The sequence below is a fragment of the Mesorhizobium sp. genome (assembly GCF_005063415.1).
Lineage (GTDB): Bacteria > Pseudomonadota > Alphaproteobacteria > Rhizobiales > Rhizobiaceae > Mesorhizobium.
The window spans coordinates 3,725-6,558 of the sequence record NZ_SUEG01000212.1; the positions used below are offsets into that span (position 1 = coordinate 3,725).

A 2,834-nucleotide genomic window follows, 5' to 3' on the forward strand; every position below is an offset into this window, starting at 1 on the left:
GCGCCGGCGCCGCAAGCGGCGTCGGTGGCGCTCGGCCGCGCCTGGCGGATCTCACCGGTCGGCGTTGCCGGCATGCTTGCCGTCGGTGGCCTGTCGATGACGATCTCGGGTTTTGCGCCGATCCATGCCACAGCCAGAGGCTACAGCCAGGCCGACGTCGCCTTGCTGCTTTCGGCAATGCCGGTCGGCACGCTGATCCTGCAGATTCCGCTCGGCTGGATTTCCGACCGCACCGACCGGCGCTTTGTGCTGATCGCGGCATCGGCGCTTGCCGCCGCGGCGGGCCTGTTTGCGCTCGGTTTCGACGGTAGCGCGCTGGCGGCGCTGCTCGTCATCTACGTGGTCTGGGACGGTGCCTCGGAATCGATCTACTCTCTGGCCAGCGCCCATGCCGGCGACCGCGCCGGCAAGGACGATATGGTGGCGCTGTCGAGCTCGCTTCTGTTCGCCTGGTCGCTGTCCGGCTTCGTCGTGCCCGGCATCGTGACCGGGCTTTCTGCCATCTACGGCACGCAGGCCTTCATCTATGTGGCGATCCTCATTGCCGCAGCCTACTGCCTGTTCGTTCTTTGGCGGGTCGTCATGGTGCGGCCGGTGCCCGCCACCGAGACCGGCAGTTTCGCGCCGATGACGGCGCAGGCGCCGTTGCCTGTCGATCTCGCCTTCGCGCCCGAAGGTCAGCGCGGGCGCGGAGAGCTTTGAACGCCCTCCAGTTGGTTTTTCAAATGCTCTATTGCCGCGTGGCTGAGGCATCCGGCTGCGGCGCTTGCGGCGCCGGCGCCGGAATTGAAAGGCCTTCGGCATCGAATGCCTGCTTGACGCTCTTGGTGAGGTCGATCTGGGCGACGAAGAAATCGGCGGCCGCCGTCCAGTAGCGCAAGGTGATGGCGACGGTGCTGTCGCCGACGGTCGCGACAAAGGCGATCGGCGCCGGCTGCCGCCTGACGCGCCGGTCGGCGGCGGCGACGCCAAGCATGGTCTTTTGCGCGAAATCGATGTCGTTCCACGAGCCGATGCTGAGCGTGATGTCGCCGCGGCGCACGCCGTTGCGGGTGAAATTGCGGACCGGCTGGTTCCACAGGGTCGAGTTGGGTGCAAGCACATAGACGCCTTCGACCGTTCTCAGCGTTGTGGCAAACAGCCCGATCTCCTCGACGGTACCGGATATGGCGCCGACTTCGACATATTCGTCGATGCGGAACGGCCGCAGCGCCAGGAGCATGATACCGGCGGCAATGTTCTGTAGCGTGCCTTGCAGCGCCAGGCCAATAGCCAGGCCGGCGGCACCGATAGCGGCAATGATCGAAGCCGTCTGCACGCCGAACTGGCCGAGAACCATGATCACGACCAGACCCAGGATGGCGTAGCGGACGACCTGCGAGAAGAAATGGCGGAGCGTTTCGTCGAAACCGTGAACGTGGCCGAGGCCAGCATAGATCGAACGCTCGGCGAGGCCGGCGACGATGTAGCCGATGACCAGCAGGATGACGGCGCCGACCGCCGAAAGCGAGTAGGAGACGATCAGCGTGCTGAGCTGCGCAAGGCCGGATTGCACAGTGAGGAGAGCGTTCTGGGGATCGATTGGCATGTCGGGATTCCGGTTCGTGGATGAGCCGATAACCGCTGCGGGGCGAGGCGGTTCCGAATTTCTGGCCCGAAAAGCCGGATATTCGGCCGCTGCCGGGTGCCTGCTTGCGAGCGGTGTCTTGAAACTGCAACCTAACTCTGCCTATCTAAGCAGTGTCACCTGATTTCACAGGTGATTTGGTTGTTCTTGCTGCGAAAGGAAATACACTGAGAACAGCACTGCGGAAGAAGGCCGACATCGTGCCTTCGCCGGCCGGGATCAGCGTAAACGACGCCGTGTCCCGCGCCATCAAGACAGTCCTTGCCAGTCTGGAAGACTCCAAGGCCGAAAACATCGTCTCAATCGACATTCAGGGGAAATCGAGCCTCGGCGACTACATGGTCGTCGCATCGGGCCGATCGCACCGTCATGTCTCGGCTGTCGCCGATCATCTCCTCAAGGCGCTCAAGGATGCCGGGCTCGGCACGGCGCGCGTCGAGGGGCTGGCTGGCGCCGACTGGGTCCTGATCGATTCGGGCGACATCATCGTCCATGTCTTCCGCCCCGAGGTCCGCGACTTCTACAATCTCGAAAAGATGTGGCAGGCGCCTGATCTCGAGGAGGAGACCCTCCACTGAGCCGTATTCGTCTTGATGCATGTCGTTGTCCGACATGCATCAGCGGCTCTTCGAGGCAAGGATGAAGATTACCGTTCATGCCGTGGGCCGAATGAAAGCCGGCCCCGAGAAGCAGTTGGCCGATCGCTATTTCGAGCGTTTTGCCAAGAGCGGTCCTGCCGTAGGCCTCGAATTCGCCGGAATCGTCGAGATTGCCGAAGGCCGCGCGCAGACGGCCAATGAGCGCCGGCGCGAGGAAGGTCAGAAGCTGCAGACGCACTTGCAACCGGGCATGGCGCTGATGCTGCTGGATGAGCGTGGCAAGAACCTTTCCTCCGAGGATTTCGCCGGCCGCATAGGCTCGCTGCGCGATGGCGGGCGCAAGGCGCTGGTGATCGCCATTGGCGGCGCCGACGGCCATGACCAGTCGGTGCGCGACCTGGCTGATCTGACGGTGTCGCTCGGCGCGCTGACCTGGCCGCATCAGCTGGTCCGCGTGATGCTGGGCGAGCAGCTTTACAGGGCGGCCACGATCCTTTCCGGCCACCCCTACCATCGTTCATGAAGTCGGCTCGGTCGGCGAATTGACGCCAGTCGCCCGGATTTTTGCCCCAATGCTCATCGACAGTTTGGGCTCATGGGGTTTGCGG

4 protein-coding genes are annotated in these 2,834 nt (G+C 63.7%); 3 read left to right on the plus strand and 1 reads right to left on the minus strand.

Annotation, left to right across the window (positions count from 1 at the left end):
• Positions 1-702 (plus strand): MFS transporter (locus E5W70_RS29890; RefSeq protein WP_292664884.1); only part of this gene is annotated, 702 nt, incomplete at its 5' end.
• Between the two features lie 28 nt (positions 703-730).
• On the opposite strand, the gene E5W70_RS29895 is transcribed toward E5W70_RS29890, so the two are convergent.
• Positions 731-1,588: a mechanosensitive ion channel domain-containing protein gene (locus tag E5W70_RS29895; protein ID WP_292664885.1), complete on the minus strand. Its 858-nt coding sequence runs from the start codon at positions 1,586-1,588 to the stop codon at positions 731-733.
• 239 nt (positions 1,589-1,827) lie between these two features.
• Between E5W70_RS29895 and rsfS the strand changes: the two genes are divergently transcribed.
• Both rsfS and rlmH read left to right on the plus strand, forming a co-directional pair.
• Positions 1,828-2,205 (plus strand): ribosome silencing factor, encoded by a 378-nt coding sequence (gene rsfS, locus E5W70_RS29900; protein WP_023678068.1) that lies wholly within the window; start codon positions 1,828-1,830, stop codon positions 2,203-2,205.
• Between the two features lie 61 nt (positions 2,206-2,266).
• Positions 2,267-2,749, plus strand: coding sequence for a 23S rRNA (pseudouridine(1915)-N(3))-methyltransferase RlmH (gene rlmH, locus E5W70_RS29905; protein ID WP_292664886.1), 483 nt, complete (start codon positions 2,267-2,269; stop codon positions 2,747-2,749).
• The last annotated feature ends 85 nt before the right edge of the window (positions 2,750-2,834 follow it).

Excerpts from the sequence above, each read along its gene's own strand:
- E5W70_RS29895 (WP_292664885.1), bottom strand. The coding sequence starts at position 1,588 with ATGCCAATCGATCCCCAGAACGCTCTCCTCACTGTGCAATCCGGCCTT.
- rlmH (WP_292664886.1), top strand. The coding sequence starts at position 2,267 with ATGAAGATTACCGTTCATGCCGTGGGCCGAATGAAAGCCGGCCCCGAG.